At 64.0% G+C, this 14,846-nt stretch carries 18 protein-coding genes; 9 read left to right on the top strand and 9 right to left on the bottom strand.

Going from position 1 to position 14,846, the window contains the following annotated elements; genetic code table 11:
• Positions 1-151 precede the first annotated feature (151 nt).
• The 7 genes from mbhE to V9F06_12755 are packed head-to-tail and all read left to right on the top strand — an operon-like array spanning position 152 to position 5,781.
• On the top strand, positions 152-2,455 hold the full coding sequence (gene mbhE / locus V9F06_12785; GenBank protein ID MEI2618482.1) for a hydrogen gas-evolving membrane-bound hydrogenase subunit E: 2,304 nt from the start codon (positions 152-154) through the stop codon (positions 2,453-2,455).
• Positions 2,452-2,895, top strand: a complete 444-nt coding sequence (locus V9F06_12780) for an MnhB domain-containing protein (protein ID MEI2618481.1) — start codon at positions 2,452-2,454, stop codon at positions 2,893-2,895. Before mbhE ends, V9F06_12780 begins: the two co-directional genes overlap by 4 nt.
• Positions 2,892-3,254, top strand: coding sequence for a sodium:proton antiporter (locus V9F06_12775; GenBank protein ID MEI2618480.1), 363 nt, complete (start codon positions 2,892-2,894; stop codon positions 3,252-3,254). Before V9F06_12780 ends, V9F06_12775 begins: the two co-directional genes overlap by 4 nt.
• Positions 3,251-4,636: a proton-conducting transporter membrane subunit gene (locus V9F06_12770; protein ID MEI2618479.1), complete on the top strand. Its 1,386-nt coding sequence runs from the start codon at positions 3,251-3,253 to the stop codon at positions 4,634-4,636. Before V9F06_12775 ends, V9F06_12770 begins: the two co-directional genes overlap by 4 nt.
• Complete coding sequence (locus tag V9F06_12765; GenBank protein MEI2618478.1) at positions 4,633-5,115, top strand: Na+/H+ antiporter subunit E; 483 nt, start codon at positions 4,633-4,635, stop codon at positions 5,113-5,115. The genes V9F06_12770 and V9F06_12765 overlap by 4 nt, the downstream gene beginning before the upstream one ends.
• Positions 5,116-5,140: 25 nt before the next feature.
• Entirely contained in the window at positions 5,141-5,407 is a 267-nt protein-coding gene (locus V9F06_12760) for a monovalent cation/H+ antiporter complex subunit F (protein MEI2618477.1), read from the top strand.
• Positions 5,407-5,781: a monovalent cation/H(+) antiporter subunit G gene (locus V9F06_12755; GenBank protein ID MEI2618476.1), complete on the top strand. Its 375-nt coding sequence runs from the start codon at positions 5,407-5,409 to the stop codon at positions 5,779-5,781. Before V9F06_12760 ends, V9F06_12755 begins: the two co-directional genes overlap by 1 nt.
• Positions 5,782-5,788: 7 nt before the next feature.
• Here V9F06_12755 and V9F06_12750 read toward each other — a convergent pair whose 3' ends face one another.
• The gene (locus tag V9F06_12750) at positions 5,789-6,652 is read right to left on the bottom strand and encodes an LLM class flavin-dependent oxidoreductase (GenBank protein MEI2618475.1); all 864 of its coding nucleotides are present in this window, start codon (positions 6,650-6,652) and stop codon (positions 5,789-5,791) included.
• 106 nt (positions 6,653-6,758) lie between these two features.
• Positions 6,759-6,947 carry a hypothetical protein gene (locus V9F06_12745; GenBank protein MEI2618474.1) on the bottom strand — a complete coding sequence of 63 codons (189 nt, stop codon included), beginning with the start codon at positions 6,945-6,947 and terminating at the stop codon, positions 6,759-6,761.
• A 125-nt stretch (positions 6,948-7,072) separates the two neighbouring features.
• Between V9F06_12745 and V9F06_12740 the strand changes: the two genes are divergently transcribed.
• Positions 7,073-7,522 carry a ferritin-like domain-containing protein gene (locus tag V9F06_12740; GenBank protein ID MEI2618473.1) on the top strand — a complete coding sequence of 150 codons (450 nt, stop codon included), beginning with the start codon at positions 7,073-7,075 and terminating at the stop codon, positions 7,520-7,522.
• Between the two features lie 45 nt (positions 7,523-7,567).
• Here V9F06_12740 and V9F06_12735 read toward each other — a convergent pair whose 3' ends face one another.
• The 7 genes from V9F06_12735 to V9F06_12705 all read right to left on the bottom strand — a co-directional run bounded on the left by V9F06_12735 (position 7,568) and on the right by V9F06_12705 (position 14,279).
• A complete protein-coding gene (locus V9F06_12735; protein MEI2618472.1) occupies positions 7,568-8,014 on the bottom strand; it encodes a hypothetical protein in 447 nt (148 codons plus the stop codon).
• 102 nt (positions 8,015-8,116) lie between these two features.
• Complete coding sequence (locus tag V9F06_12730) at positions 8,117-9,748, bottom strand: iron ABC transporter permease (GenBank protein ID MEI2618471.1); 1,632 nt, start codon at positions 9,746-9,748, stop codon at positions 8,117-8,119.
• Between the two features lie 24 nt (positions 9,749-9,772).
• Positions 9,773-11,005: an extracellular solute-binding protein gene (locus tag V9F06_12725; protein ID MEI2618470.1), complete on the bottom strand. Its 1,233-nt coding sequence runs from the start codon at positions 11,003-11,005 to the stop codon at positions 9,773-9,775.
• A 120-nt stretch (positions 11,006-11,125) separates the two neighbouring features.
• Positions 11,126-12,220 (bottom strand): ABC transporter ATP-binding protein, encoded by a 1,095-nt coding sequence (locus V9F06_12720; GenBank protein ID MEI2618469.1) that lies wholly within the window; start codon positions 12,218-12,220, stop codon positions 11,126-11,128.
• 262 nt (positions 12,221-12,482) lie between these two features.
• On the bottom strand, positions 12,483-13,004 hold the full coding sequence (locus V9F06_12715) for a VOC family protein (GenBank protein MEI2618468.1): 522 nt from the start codon (positions 13,002-13,004) through the stop codon (positions 12,483-12,485).
• 12 nt (positions 13,005-13,016) lie between these two features.
• On the bottom strand, positions 13,017-13,598 hold the full coding sequence (locus V9F06_12710) for an NADPH-dependent FMN reductase (GenBank protein MEI2618467.1): 582 nt from the start codon (positions 13,596-13,598) through the stop codon (positions 13,017-13,019).
• Between the two features lie 120 nt (positions 13,599-13,718).
• Complete coding sequence (locus tag V9F06_12705; GenBank protein MEI2618466.1) at positions 13,719-14,279, bottom strand: YceI family protein; 561 nt, start codon at positions 14,277-14,279, stop codon at positions 13,719-13,721.
• Between the two features lie 145 nt (positions 14,280-14,424).
• Between V9F06_12705 and V9F06_12700 the strand changes: the two genes are divergently transcribed.
• Positions 14,425-14,832 carry a helix-turn-helix domain-containing protein gene (locus V9F06_12700; protein ID MEI2618465.1) on the top strand — a complete coding sequence of 136 codons (408 nt, stop codon included), beginning with the start codon at positions 14,425-14,427 and terminating at the stop codon, positions 14,830-14,832.
• Positions 14,833-14,846 lie beyond the last annotated feature (14 nt).

Here is a 14,846-nt window from a genome sequence, read left to right as displayed (position 1 = left end):
GGATACTGTCGGGGCTACCAGACGACGTTGGTGGTTATACTTCCGATGATCGATTGTCGCGAGTGTGTCCGAGAATCTGGCGATCGCGCGACCATCCCATCGATCGCTCAATCAGACGACGATGCCATTCTGGACAGGTGGGGAGACACGAGTGCCAGACGCGCTCCGGATCCTGATGCCGCTGTTGATCAGCGCAGTCGGGACCGGCCTGGTAACGGGATTGGGCGCACGCTGGCCGCGAGCAGCCGCGCCACTTGCCATCACAACCGCTGCGCTGGCCGTCGTCGCCACGCTCATGATGCGGACGGACGCGTCCGTGAATTATGTCTGGGCGCCTCAATGGGGCCTCCGGCTCAATCTCGCGACCGATGGTCTCGCGAAGATGTACTCGCTGCTGGCGACCGGGGTCGGCCTGCTTGTCCTGATCTTCGCGGCTGGCTATATCCCGCGACACCTGAAGCACACCCATTCAGGGCCCGAGCGCGGAGCGCGGTTCTTTTCGCTGATCCTCCTGTTCATGACGGCGATGATCGGCCTGGTTATGGCCCAGGATCTGATCCTGATCGTGATCTTCTGGGACCTGACGGCGATCACGTCGTACTACCTGATCGGCTTTGACCACCAACGATCCGACTCTCGCCGCGCCGCGCTGACCGCGCTGTTGGTCACGATCATCAGCGCCATCTTTCTGATAGCTGCCAGTGCGCTGTTGCTGAACGATCTGGGGACGGCGTCGGCGCCGGAAATTCTGGCTACGGCGCAGGCCGGGAGAACGGTGACCATCGCCGGGGCGCTGATCGCGATCGCGGCGTTGGCCAAGAGTGCCCAGGCGCCGTTTCACTTCTGGTTGCCGCGCGCGATGGCTGCGCCGACGCCGGTCTCGGCCTATCTCCATTCGGCGGCGATGGTCGCGGCCGGCGTCTTCCTCCTTGGTCGGATGCATCCGCTGCTCGCACTGAGCCCGAGACTGCTCGATGCGCTGGTGGTCGTCGGGTTCTCCTCGATGGCGGTTGGCGGTGTCATGGCGCTCGCCCAGCCCGAGCTCAAGCGTCTACTGGCCTACTCAACGATTGGGCAATACGGATACGTTGTGGTCCTGCTCGGCCTTGGCGAGGTCGCGGCGGCGGCGGTCTACGTCCTGGTTCACGCGCTGATCAAGAGCGCGCTGTTTCTGACTGCTGGCGCGGTAACCGAGGCGACGGGAGAGGTGCGACTGGATCATCTCGGCGGGCTGGGCCGGCAGATGCCGTTGCTGGCGTTCGGCGGCGGGCTGGCCGCGGCGGGGCTGGCGGCCCTGCCGTTGACCGCTGGATTCTTCAAGGACGAGGTGTTCTTTGCCGGCGCGGACGGACGCGGAGGTATCGTGCCGTTTCTCGCCGTTGCCGGGGCGATCGTCACGTTTGCCTACACCTGGCGCTTCTGGAGCGGGATCTTCGCTGGCCCACGGCGGGCGACAGCGCGGCCGATCCCCTGGCTGCTCACTGCGCCTGTCGTTGTGCTTGGCCTGTTGGTGCTGGTCTTCGGGCTCGTGCCGGGGATCATTGTGTACCTCACCCGCGAGGCGGGATCGACGATGGCCGGCGCGCCCGTATTACTCGATCTCCAGTACCACTTGAATCTCCATGCCCCCAACGTCATGGCCCTGGCGACGTGGACCGGCGGCCTGGCACTGACGACGACCGCGCGATTCTGGCTGCCGCTGCCGCGACGGATCGCGTTGTGGGCACGCCACGTTGGGCCAGATCGTGCCGCGGCGCGACTCGTTCGCGGACTCTATCTTCTGTCACGGCGGATGCACGTCTATGAGGTGCAGACACTGCAGCAGCGTATCGGCACGATCTTTGTCGGCGCTGCCGCCCTTGTCGGCATCACGATCGTGTTCGCGCCACCCTGGCCGACGTTTCACGTCGGAGGGTTGCCGGTCACCGACTGGCCGCTCGTCCTCTTCCTCGTGCTGGCGGGACTTTCCGGCGTGGTCGCGACGCGAGCGCGTGGACGGCTATCGCTTGTGTTGGCGCTCTCGGCCGTCGGCTACTCGATGTCGGCAGTGTTCAGCTTCATAGGCGCGCCGGATGTCGCCATCGTCGCCGTTCTGATCGAGACGGTAATGACCCTGCTTCTGCTTGGGGTAATCAGCCTGCTACCCAGAGATAGCGTGCAACATCGGACGGCCGAGCGGGAGCGTCAGCGTCGTGGGAGCTGGGTCGTCGGCGTTCTGGCTGCGGCGTTTGCCTTCATCGTCGCCTGGGGTGTCCTGTCCCGCCCCGCGCCCGATGCGACGATGGCGCGCGAACACCTGAACCTCGCGCCCTCGGCGCATGCGGCTGATGTCGTGACGGCGATTCTGGCCGATTTCCGTGGTCTCGATACGATGGGTGAGATCACCGTGATCGCGGTCGCGCTCCTGGGCACACTGACGCTCTTCGCCACCCGGGCGCGGACGGAGCGACGATGAGCACGTTGCTGGTTCGGGGGGTTGCTCGACTGATCCTGCTGCCGACGCTGGTGACTGCCGTCGCCTTCCTCGTGAAGGGCTACGCAAGCGCCGGGGATGGCTTCAGCGCTGGCGTGATTGCCGGCGCGGCGGTGGTGCTCCAGTTTCTCGCCTTCGGTCCGCGCGAGTTGATCGATCGCTTCCCCGTGCTTCACTACGCGCCGTGGCTCACGTTCGGCGGTTTGCTACTGGGGTTGCTGACCGCGTTCGTCCCGGTTCTGCTTGGCGACCCCATCCTGACGCATTATCCGCGGGCAGGTGAACATGTGGCACACGTCGGTCTGCTCGCGATGCATACGGCGGTGCTGTTCGATGTAGCTGTGTTCATGGTCGTCTTCGGGTTCGTTGTCTCGGTGCTCGGGTTGATCGGCGGGATCGGCGTAGAGGGAGAAGGATCGTGATCCTGGCGATGGCGATCGGGATCGGGGCGCTGTTCGGCTCGGGCGCGTTCCTGCTTATGAAACGCGATCTCATCCGGGTCGTCGGCGGGGTGATCCTGATCTCGAACGCGATCAACCTGTTCATCATCGCGGCCGGGCTCAGCCGGGGGTTGGAGCCGATCTACCCGATCGAACCCGGCAGCCACGTGAGCGACCCGCTGGTGCAAGCGCTGGTCCTCACTGCGATTGTCATCACCTTCGGCACGACAGCCGTGCTGCTCGGGCTGATCTATCGGATCTATCATGGCGCAAGGCCAGTTGATCCAGTGTCCAGCGCGTCGCGAGCCGAGTCCGGCATCGATGATCCGGAGGCCGGATGAGTGACGGGGCGCTGCTACTCTTGCCGCTCGGCATCGCCTGGTTTTCGGCGTTGGTGCTGGCGCCGCTCGACGGCCGGCGTCGCTCGGTCGGGCTGGCGGCTGTTGCCGCGTTGGGCGCAAGCCTGACGGCGTGGGTCTGGCTTGCCACTCGTGTCTGGCGCTCGGGGTCGATCGAGATGTTCGCCGGTAACTGGGGCCCGGGTGTCGGCATCCGGCTGCGTGCCGATGCGTTGGGAGTGGCGTTCGCGCTCGTTTCGATCGCGGTGTTGCTGGTCGCGCTCGCCTTCGAGGTGTTTGGCCGCGTTCACGAGCGTGCGCTACCCGAGCTGGTGCTGTTCATGGCAACCGGCCTGACGGGGATATTTCTGGCGGGCGACATCTTCAATTTCTACGTCTTCTTCGAGATCGCGATGATCTCGTCGTTCGTGCTGGCCAGCTATGGCACCGAAGATCGCCAGGTTCGGGCGGCGCTGACGTTCACTCTGGTGAACGTGCTCGGATCGGTCGTGTTCCTCTCGGGTATCGCCTCGCTGTATCACATCACCGGCTCTCTCGATATGGATACCGTCGCGATTCGAGTAGCCGCCGCTCCGACCGGATCGGTGCTTCCAGTCGCCGTCCTGATCTTCATCGCCTTCGGGCTGAAGCTCGGGCTGTTCCCGTTCCACACCTGGGTGCCGCTCGTCTATCGCGACACATGGCCGGCCGTGGCCGCAATCCTCAGCGGCGCGCTGGCGAACATCGGTAGCTACGGATTGCTGCGGTTCGGGGCGGGACTGATGCCGCGTGAGCTCGCTATGACCTCCGGAGGCATCATCGTGCTTGGGAGCCTGGGCATCCTGTATGGCGCGATTCAGGCGATCGGCGCTCGCACCGCAAGGGAGGTCGTCGCCTGGTCAGCCATTGGCCAGGCCGGCTACATCCTTGTCGCCATCGGCATCGGCGGCAAGATCGGCCTGGAGATCGCCGTTCTCTATGCGCTGATCAATGCGTTGAACAAGCTGACACTGTTCCTGACGATCGGCCTCCGTGGTTGGTTGGTCGGGGCGTCGTTCGCTCTCGCGGCCTTCAGCGTCGCTGGTGTTCCTCCCACTGCCGGCTTCTTCGGCAAGCTTGGCTTGTTGCGAGCCACGATCGCCCACGGGAATATCACGCTCGTCGTTCTGGTGATCGTTGGCGGCTCGCTTTCGCTGCTCTACATGTTCTTGCTGTACCAGCGAGACTACTGGGCGCGACCCGAGGAAGGACTGGCTAGCCCCCTCAGCAGTCGCCTGATGGTGCTCGCGCTAGCGGCCTGCATCGTCGCGGTCGGGATCTGGCCGGAGCCGCTGCTGGCTCTCAGCGCTCGTGCCGCTGCAGTCCTGACTGGGGGCGGCGCATGAGCCGGGTTCTGCTGTGGTTTGTGCTGCTGACCGCCGTCTGGCTCATGGCGCTTGGACAGGTGAGCGTCGGAGATCTGTTGATCGGTCTGATTCTCTCGGCCACCCTGCTCTGGATGTTTCGCGTCGTTCGATCGAATGGGCCGTCAGACGACATGGGACGACGAGTCCTGTGGTTCGGGCCGTTTGCCGTCGCTGCCCTGCGCGAGATCGTTATCGCCACCTGGGATGTGTCGGCGATCGTGCTGGACCGACGAGCTGCGTCGCCTGGTTATGTCGAGGTGGCCGTTGGCGTTCGGACAACGAATGGAATCATCGTCACCACCTGGCTAACGACGCTCATCCCTGGCTCGGCGATGGTCGAGATCGACGAGGAGCGCGGTGTCATGATATTCCACGTTCTTGACGCGGCCGATCCGGACGCCTTCCGATCGTCGCTCGATCGATTTTACGAGCGCTACCAGCGCCACGTCTTTCCGTGAGGCGAGTCGTTCAAAGGAGGGGCTGATGCATGGGATTGTCTTCAATCTCGCGACACTCTGGATGGCGATTCTGATCGGCGTCGGGGTCGTGCTGACACTCCGGGCCGGCACACTGCTGGTGCGGGTCCTGGCGCTGGAGCTCGTCACGACGCTGCTGATCGCGCTTCTGGCGCTCTACGCGGGCGGCCGGCACTCGGCCAACTACCTCGATGCTGCGCTGATGCTGGCGTTGCTGGCGTTTATTGGCACACTGGCGGCGGCTCGCTACCACCGGGAAGGACGGGTCTTCTGATGGCGGCGCTTCTTCCCTGGCTGGCTGACGTGCTCGTCGTCCTCGGGCTGGTGGTGCTGACGATCTCGGTCTTCGGTGTGTTGCGCATGCCCGATCTGTTCCGCAGCTTGCACGCGGCCAGCATTGCGACAGCGCTCGGCGTTGGGCCGTTACTCATCGCCGCCGGGATCGGAGGCAGCACAATCCTGATGCGCGGTTCGCTCGTTCTCGGCTTCATGCTCCTGACCGCCCCGGTCTCTGCTCACGCGATCGCGCGTGCCGAGCGGCATGCTGAGGATCGCGCGGCAGTCGGCGAGCCAGACCCGATGACCGGTGATGGCTGGGCTATCCCGACTGGCCGGCAGGGGTTGCGGCGACCTCGCGCGCGCCGCTGAACCCGATCTATCCTCCGGCGCGCAGTCGTGGCAGCACGTCGGTCGCCACCCGCTCCAGAACGTCGAAGCGATTGCGCTTTGGCTGGTCGATGATCAATTCATTGATCCCCACCTCGCGGTACTCGCCGACTACCTGCTCAAAGGCGTCTACCGAATCCCAGGGATCGGCGGACATAACTGCCGCCCAGCCATAGAGCGAACGGATGATCTCGTCCGGATCGCGGCCGATATCTGCGCAATGTTCGTCGAGAATCCGATTGCGTTCGCCCAGCTCAGCGGCCGAGCCAGACGAGTTCCAGCGATCAGCAAACTCGGCGCATATGCGGAGCATCCGCGTCTGCTTCGCTCCGATCGTCAGTGGCGGGCGGGGTCGCTGGATTGGCAACGGGATAGTTGGCGCATCTTCGAGCTGATAATACTGGCCGTGGAATGTCGTCGTCTCGTTGCGCAGCAGGCTGTCGATGATCTGGACGGCTTCGCGGAACCGGTCGACTCGCTCGCCCGCGGCCGGAAACGCCAGACCGAACTTCTCATGTTCGGGGACATACCAGCCAGCGCCGATCCCGACCTCCAGCCGACCGTTCGAGATATGGTCGATCGTCATTGATTCCTTCGCCAGCAGCGACGGATGGCGAAAGGTATTGCTCCAGACGAGAACCCCGATCCGCGCGCGCTCTGTCGCTGTCGCTAGCGCCGCGAGCAGCGTCGAGCCCTCAAAGTACGGATTCGCGGGGTTGCTCGGCTGGATCAGATGGTCGCAGAGCCAGAGACTATCGAATCCCAGCGCCTCCAGATAGCGCCATCGTTCGACCGATTCGTTCCAGGGCATGTTCTGGTCGGTGCAGATCCCAACGCGAAGGGGTTGTGGCATGGGCTATTCCTTTCGGCGAGTTGGACGTGGGGTAGTTCTTACCCTGCCTTCCGACTTCAGGAGAGCCAGCGTGAGTCGATCCGGCGTCCGGGCCCTCACTCCATCGCTAGTGAAAATGGTTGTGACCGCCACCGACGACGAGGTAGAGCGTGAAGGCGAGGATGAGCAGGCCGGCGATGATATAGAGCACCGCGCGCGGGATCTCGTCCTCGCCGCTCTCATCGAAATCACCCCAAGTATCGGCCGGCTCAGCTGGTGGGGCTGGCTCCACGACGTCGGTTTCGGTGGGTGGCACGGGCAGGCTCTCCGGTTTCGGGCGATCGGCGCGGACATCGCAAGGATACCGCAGCGGACGACGGCACCGATCTTGCCTCTCAGTCGACAGGAACATCTCGAATCGTCAGGGAGGACACCACCATGATGACACACACCACCACGACACAGACCCTGATCGATGGACTGAACAGCGACCTCGCCGGCGAGCTCGCGGCAGTGATTCAGTACACCACCTATGCCGCGGTTGCCAGGGGGATCCATCGCACGGCGCTCGTCGAGTTTTTCGAGGCCGAGATCCCCGATGAGCTCGGTCATGCCAGATTTCTGTCGAACAAGATCGCCGCGCTCGGCGGCACGCCAACCACCAGGCCGAACCCGGTCGTCGTCCCGGATTCCAACCGTGGACTTCTGGAGGAGGTGCTGAAGGCGGAGACGCAGGCAATTGAGGACTATAACCAGCGAATCCGGCAGGCGGAGGATCTTGGCGATACGGGCTTGAAGGTCCAGCTCGAAGACCAGATACTCGATGAGACGAATCACCGCGAGGAGACGGCCAAGCTCCTTGATCTGACTACCAACACCAGTCAGATCTAGCTGGCAGTCGCCGGTCGTTCCGATTCGTATGTTCGCTGGATCCGGCTAGCTTCTTCGCCAGCCTGGCCCGACCAGCCCGCTCGCCCGATTCGCGACGACGCCGATCGTTGCGGCGGCGAACGCGCCGATGCTGAGCATGCCAATGCGTCGTAGCCGCCCGCCTCGTCGGGGGGCGGGTGTCACGACGGGCAGGTCGGCTGCCCAGGTGCTCGCCTTACGGACGACGACCCGCCGGACGAGCGGCAAGCGAATATCCAGCTCGACCTCCGACATGCTCATCCCATGGACGGTAGTGCGCGGAGCAGGCATGGCCGGCGCGAGGGTCTGCTTTTGCGACCGAGAGCGCTCGAGCGCCCGGAGAACGTCTGGCGCCATCTGCAGCGCAAGCCGCAGAACAGGAGATGCTGGCGCGGCCGGCCTCGTTCCTGGCGATAGGACGACGACGTCTGGCCGTTGTTCGGAGCCAAGCGGCGCCGGTAGCCGTTGCTGCATCGTCGCGCGTCCTCTCATCTCATGGGCTGGCCGTGGCGTGTCGAGCGAATGACTTGCTCTATCTTACTCGCTCGGGTGAGATTGACATCCTGTCAACCATACCTATTCCCCGGGTCGTCGCGGCGGATTCAGGCTGTGGCGAACCAGCACCCAGGCGGGGATCGCCGTGATCACGACTAGCGCGATCGCATATGGCGCAGCAGTGCTGAAGTCCAGTACCTCGCCGTTCGTCGTGTTCCATAGCGCGGTCGACAGGGTGCGCTTGCCGGTCGGGTGGAGAAGCAGGGTCATCGTCAACTCCTTCCCGACATTGAGGAATACCAGCATCGCGCCGGCCGCAATACCCGGGAATGCGAGCGGAAGCGTTACTCTGAAGAGCGTCGCCAACGGGCCGAGCCCGAGTGACCGGGAGATCTGGTCGTAGTGCGGCGCAGCGTGGGCGACCCCGACATGCTGCGCGCCGATGGCGATCGGAACGAAGAGGATCACGTAACCGGCAATGAGCAGGCTGCTGGTCTGATAGAGCGGATAGAGCCAACGCACCGACAGATAGACCAGCGCCAGCGACATCACGACGCCCGGTAGTGCATGAGCAATCCAGGTGGATCGTTCGACGAGCGTGGCGAGGCGCCCCGGGTAGCGCACACTGAGCATGCTTACTGGAAATGCCGCCACCGTCGCGACCACCGCGGTCACCAGCGCATAGCGCCCGGTGTTGACGGCCGCTTCGAGCAGCTCGCCCCAGCTGACACCGGCGCCGGAATTGCCGATCACCCGCGCCATCCCCGCGATCATCGAAAACAGCGGAACCCCGAGCGCAATCGCGATGAATGTGCCGCTGAAGATCAGCCAGACCGGAGTGGCATAGCCCAGCCGCCACGGCTCTGAGCGGCGGGCCACACCTGAGCCGGTCCGCACTGCGGTTGGCCGGCCGCGGAGCAGTCGGTCGCTGGCAAGAAACAGCAGCGCTCCGATAGCCAGCACCGTCGAGAGCGTGCGCGCCGCTTCTGGCGCGCTCAGCACTGTGACTCGTTGAACGATCGCCGTTGTGAGCGTCGGATAGCGCAGGAGCTCCAGCGCGCCGAACTCCGCCAGCATGTGGAGGGCAATAATCAGCCCGCCGCTGGCAATCGCGACGCGCAACTGCGGGAGTGTCACACGGAGGAACGCTTCGACGGCGCCCGCGCCGAGTGCGCGCGCCACTTCTTCCTGCGCCGGGTCCAGGTCGCGGAGCGCTGCGACGACCGGCAGGTAGATGTAGGGGTAGACGGCCAGGCTCAAGACCAGCACCGCGCCACGCAGGCCATAGAGGAAGGTTGCCTGCGGCGCCAACTGGTAGCTGGCAGCAACCCATGTGTACGAGCTGACGAAGGCCGGGATACCGAGTGGCAACGCGAAGAGTACCGTCCAGACCCGTCGATACGGTAGATCTGTGCGGACCACCAGTAGCGCCAGCCCAATGCCGAGAATGGCACAGACGAAGGTGACGCTGAACGCCAGCAACGCGCTGTGGAGGATGAGATTACTGGTGGTCGGGCTTGAGATCTCGTGCAGGAACCGCTGAACTGATAGCCCTTCCCGCAGCAGCAGATAGGCTATCGGCGATAGCGTCAGAGCCGATACAAGTAGTGCTGGAATGATAAGGATCGCTGGCGGCCGCGCTTTGCGCGGTTGCCAGCGATCCTCGCGAGTGCTGCTCGGTTCAGCGGTCGTCTCGAATACCTGACGCACCATAATTATCTCAGCTGGCGCTGTGACTTAGACGATTCCCGCTTCGATGATCAGGTCGCGGGCCTTGCTGACATCCTGCAGCGATCCCTGATCGAATGCTGGTGGATCGAGCTGATCCAGTGGCCGCAGCCCCATCGAGCTCGTCACCCCGGGCGCCAGCGGATACTGCGGGGTGGTTGTTGCGATCACCTGCTGCCCACCATCGGCATCCGTCAGCCAGGCCAGGAAACGCTGGGCCTCGGCCTGGTGTGTGCTCGTCTTGAGGATCCCGGCGCCGGAGGCGAGCACCAGTGCGCCCGGATCTCCACCGCTCATGTAGTGAACCTTCGACTTCAGCTTGTCCTGCCCACCCTGCTGCTGCGCGAGGATATACCAGTAATAGTGGTTGCTCAACCCGAACGAGATCTGGCCGGCCTCGACAGCGTCCCGGATTGCGCCATTCTTCTGCAGATTCTCGCCGTTCGCCTTGATGCCCTTCAGCCATTCGAGCGTGGCATCCTCGCCGATCGTGTTGATCAGATAGGTGACTGTCGCGGTGAACGCGCCACTTGGCGCGTAGGCAAACTTGCCCTTCCACTCGGGGTTGGCCAGATCGAGGATGCTCTGTGGCAGCTCCGCCTCGCTGATCTTGTCGGGATTGTAGAAGATCACACGTGACCGTGCTGCGTAGGCGACCCAGTTACCCGAGGCGGGATTGAACCGCCCATCGACGTGCGCCAGTGTTCCCGGATCGACGGCCTCGAACAGCCCCCGCCCATCGAGCGCGCCGGCCTGGCTCGGCTCCTCGGTGATGAAGACGTCGGCTTTCGCTCGATCGCCCTCCTCGATGATCTGATTTGCCAACTCCGCGTCGCTGCCGACGCGAACCTCGACCTTGATGCCAGTCGCCTTGGTGAATCCGTCGGCGAGCGCCTTTGTCAGCGACTCGTGCTGGCCGGAGTACACCGTTAGCGTCGCGTCCGATGGCGTGGCCTCAGTGCTTGTCGCCGTCGGCGCAGCGGCGCTGACCGTCGCGGTGCTCTCCGGCGCAGTCGTCGGTGTCTCGGCGCCGGCTGTTGGGGTGGCGGCAGTCCCCCCCGATGTGCTGGTGCTGGTCGCAGCTGCGCTGGCTGTTGCCGTCGGCGCTGTGGCGACGGTTGCCGTCGGTGATGCGCCGCCTCCGCAGGCCGCGGTCACGATCAGAATGCAGAGGCTCAGCGCCAACAGCGCACCGGAACTGCGCCGGATAGCGAGCATGCGGCTTGCACTGGTTCGTCTCACGCTCGGGATCCCTTCCCTATAGTCGTTCGCTGCGGCCCATACCGCAGTCGATCACGCACAGCGTTGCCGGCGTCGTCGATTGCCGGCCGACGCCATACATCCGCTTCAATTTCCCCGACGTTATGGGGTCATCTGGAAAGCCTGGGCCTCGACTCCACCTGCAACGCGAACGGCAACGGTGTCGCCTGCCTTCGGCAACGCATGGCCCTGGGTTCGCACGAGCACCATCGGCCCGCTGCCGTCCGCGCCGAGCCGCAGTCGCACGATCCCGTCGTGGCCGTAGAACATCGTGCTCACAACCTGCGCCAGCGTTCCGTCGTCGGAAAGCTCGAGCTGCTCCGGTCGGAGCATCACCATGCAGTCCCCGCCAGTCAGCGCGCAGGAGGTGAGCAACCCGACGCGCCCGAGCGCGCACTCGACGCAGGGCGCTGGTGTGCGCCCCGCAATGAGCCGCGCCGGCAGCAGCACTGCGTCACCGATGAATTCGGCGATATGCGGGTCGTTCGGCGCGCCATATACGCCGTGCGGCGAGTCGACCTGCACGATCTTGCCGTTCCGCATCACAGCGATGTGATCGGCTAGCGACAGCGCCTCGTCCTGGTCGTGGGTCACGAGTACTGCGGTCGTGCCGACGCGACGCAGCAGCTCGCGGACCTCGACACGCAACTCGGCGCGGAGATCTGCATCGAGGGATGAGAATGGCTCATCGAGAAGGATGACTTCCGGATCAGGGGCCAGGGCGCGCGCCAGAGCCACACGCTGCTGCTGGCCGCCGGAAAGCTCGTCGGGACGTCGCTTGCCATAGCCGGCCAGCCCGACCAGCTCCAGCATCTCGTCGATTCGCGTTGCCCGGTCTCGGCGAGCGCGACGCGAGAGCGAGGCGATGTGCCCGCGGACAAGGCCGAAACCGATGTTCTGAGCCACATCGAGATGGGGAAAGAGCGCCCCTTCCTGGGGGACGATCCCGATGCCGCGGCGTTCTGGCGGGATGTGAGTGCCGGGACCGGTGAGTAACCGGCCGCCGAGACGCACCTCGCCCTGATCCGGCTGGTCGAACCCTGCGATCACGCGCAGCAGCGTCGTCTTGCCACAGCCAGATGCGCCGAGCACAGCGGTAAAGCTGCCTTCGACGACCGTGAGATCCACCTGCTCGACCGCGCGAACCGGGGCCGGCCTGGCGGCATACGTTTTTGACACTCCGCGAACAGTCAGCAACACGCGCTCCAATGCTGCCAGCGAACAGTCTCGATGATCATAGTCGAGGCGAGCTTCTCAATCTCTCGCCAGCGACCGAGTGACACACAGGTCAGAATTCGGTAACGACCGAAACCCGATCCCGTTTGTCGGGATTATCCTACGGAGCGCGGCGACAGTCTGTCAAGGTCGAAATTGCGGTGGCGCGAGGAATGCCACCGAAGCCGAACGACTTCGGGCGGGGAGGATCATGGCGATCGACCGCTGAGCCTGGTGGTGGAGGCTATCGATCGGCGTTGCCGGGCGGCTCATTCTCCAGCTCGGCCAGCAGGCCGGCGAAGTCGAGGGGTTCGGTGACCATCGCGATCTCGCCATTGGCGTCGATCGGCCAGTCGGCGTGGGCGCGGTCGGCGTAGAGCTCCAGCCCGTTGCCGTCGGGGTCCTCCAGATAGATCGCCTCGCTGACGCCATGGTCTGCCGCGCCAGCCAGGGGGATGCCGTTGTCCAGCAGCCGGCGGAGGGCGCGAGCCAGCTCACGCCGGTTCGGGTAGAGGATCGCGACATGATAGAGGCCAGTGGTCCCCGGCGCGGGGCGTGGACCCCCTCGACTCTCCCAGGTGTTCAAGCCGATGTGGTGGTGGTAGCCGCCGGCCGAGAGGAACGCGGCCTGGCGGCCATAGCGTTGCATCAGCTCGAAGCCCAACACGTCGTGATAGAACGCAATCGCCCGGTCCAGGTCAGCGACCTTCAGGTGAACATGGCCGATCCGCGTCTCAGGGTGAATGGCGGTGGGCTGTGTGGACATGCAAGGTCTCTTTCAGGCTGTTGCCAGCTCGCGCTGGCCGACCAGCTCGATCCATCGCACGAACGATTCCAGGAAGGCTTCGATCCAGCCGCGAGTATCCTCATCGACCAGGTTGGCATCCAGGTCAAACTTCTGGGCCGCGTGATTGACCAGGATTTCCGGCTTGAGCATGACGCGCGCCTCGATGCTGCTGGCGAGGATCTGGCGGAGACCCAACTGCGCGCGGACGGTGCCGAACTGCCCGCCAGAAGCGCCCATGATCGCGACAGGCTTGTGGCGCAGCGGGTTCATTACCGACGGACGCGAGACCCAGTCGACCGAATTCTTGAGAATACCCGGAATTGCGTAATTGTATTCGGGCGTCGCGATCAACACGGCGTCTGCTGCGCGAATGCGCTCGACGAGGTCGAGCACGGGCGCCGGGATGCCGGCTGCCTCGACATCGCCGTTGTAGAACGGGATATCGGAGATGTCGTACTCCTCAATCTCAACGAAGTTGGGCGCAAGCTCAGCGGTGGCGCGGATCAACCCTCGGTTGTATGACCCGGCGCGAGTGCTGCCCGAGATCGCCAGCACCTTCAGAATGTCCTGCACAAATGTGTCCCTCCCCGGCATCGGCCGGCGCGCAATCTCGAGTATCTATAGAGCGAGCGGGGCAGATCCGCCCCGCTCCGTTGCCTTGGTTCCAGCCAGGTTGTGGCCGTTTGTAGCTTGTTACCCCTGAGCCTGGATCGCCGTGATGTTCAGCTCGACCTTAACCTTGTCGGCGACAACGACGCCACCGCCTTCGATCGCGCCGTTCCAGTTCACTCCGAAGTCCCGGCGGTTGATCGACGTCTCAACCGAGAACGCGATCCGACGGTTGCCCCGTGCATCCTTCTCCAGGATGCCTTCCATCTCGCCCTCGAGGACGATCGGCTTGGTGACGTCGCGGATCGTCAGGTCGCCGTAGAGCTTGAAATCATCCTCGCCATCCGGCTCGATCTTCGTGCTCTTGAAGGTGATGTAGCGGAACTCCTCAGCGTTGAAGAAGTCGTTGGTGCGCAGGTGGTTGTCGCGCATCTCGTTGTGGGTTGTGATCGTCTGAGTGTCGATCCTGGCCTCAACGCTGGAGTTCGCCAGGTTGGCCTCGTCGATCTCAATCGTGCCCTCAACGGCGCCGAACTGGCCCTTGATCGTCGAGATCATCATGTGCTTGACCTTGAACTCGACTGACGAATGCGTCGAATCGATCGTCCAGGCTTTCGTCGCGGTTTCGATTGGTGAAACGGTCATCGTGGCAGGTCCCTCCTGATATCTTGTTCCCGATCGACCTGCCCCAGTGCAGGTCTGTTACTTTCTGTAAGCCACTATAACAACGTTACAAGCCTGTTGTCAAGTATGTCGCTTCGGGCTACAATGATGGGAGAACGGAGGCAGCATGAGCTGCAACGGAAACAACACACCCTCACCGTTCTGTCCGAAGTTCCATCACGCGGTCGAGCTGATCGGCCGGAGGTGGACCGGCGCGATATTGCGCACACTCCTCTCCGGAGAGACACGCTACAGCGACATCACCGCGGCGATCCCCGGGCTGAGCGACCGGCTCTTGTCGGAGCGGTTGCGCGAGCTGGAGGCAGAGGGAATCGTCATCCGCACGGTCATCCCCGAGATGCCGGTGCGGATTGAGTACCACCTGACCGAGAAGGGCCAGAGTCTGCTTCCGGTCATCGAGGCGGTCTCTGACTGGGCCGAGACATGGGTGGATGGCAGTGTCGCCGTGGCAGCCTGTCGCTCGAAGAGTGCTTCTCCTGCTACTTCCGCAACCCTGGAAGCCCCCACTCGATAACCTGACGTCCGCGT

The organism is Thermomicrobiales bacterium (assembly GCA_037045155.1).
Taxonomy (GTDB): domain Bacteria; phylum Chloroflexota; class Chloroflexia; order Thermomicrobiales; family CFX8; genus JAMLIA01.
This window is presented reverse-complemented; position numbering and strand designations above follow the sequence as displayed.